The organism is Vibrio sp. 378 (assembly GCF_033339435.1).
In genome coordinates, this window is sequence record NZ_JAWOUO010001205.1 from 1 (window position 1) to 515 (window position 515).

A 515-nucleotide genomic window follows, 5' to 3' on the forward strand; every position below is an offset into this window, starting at 1 on the left:
TCCGTCATCAAAGCGGTAATAAATCCATTAGCCATTTGAATGAATAATCCTATTGTGCTTGTTACGAATTCGGCGGACGAGTCATGAAAACAGAGTCACCCAGGCCGTTTTGATGCTGTTATTTTTCATCATTCGGCGCGATTAATATGCTAAAGATGGTCGGATTTTTTTCGCTTTAAGACGTTTGAAAACAACAAAGCTCAGCAATGTGCTGAGCTTTGTGTTCGATTGATTTGGCGGTGACGCTCTACTCTGGTGACGTCATTTTCCGCTCACTGAGTTGTTTCACCATCGCTTGCTTTAACGCCTGAATCTGTCCATCGATACTGGCGTCAATAATGCCGACTTCGGTTTCCAGTATGCAGCCACCGTTTTTGAGGCGCGCATCGGCAACCACATCGACATAACCCACTTCAGGAAAATCACTCAAAACGCCAGCAACTTTCTCTCTCACGTCGACCACTTGCTCAGGATGAACGTGTAAGATCACTTGCTTTTGATTACTCACCAATTGC

The 515-nt window shown here is 44.9% G+C and carries 1 pseudogene; it reads right to left on the bottom strand.

The annotated features are described in order from the left end of the window. Positions 1–247: 247 nt before the first annotated feature. Positions 248–515 (bottom strand): annotated as a pseudogene (gene vscL / locus R7Q48_RS31160) (SctL family type III secretion system stator protein VscL); the annotation flags it as partial.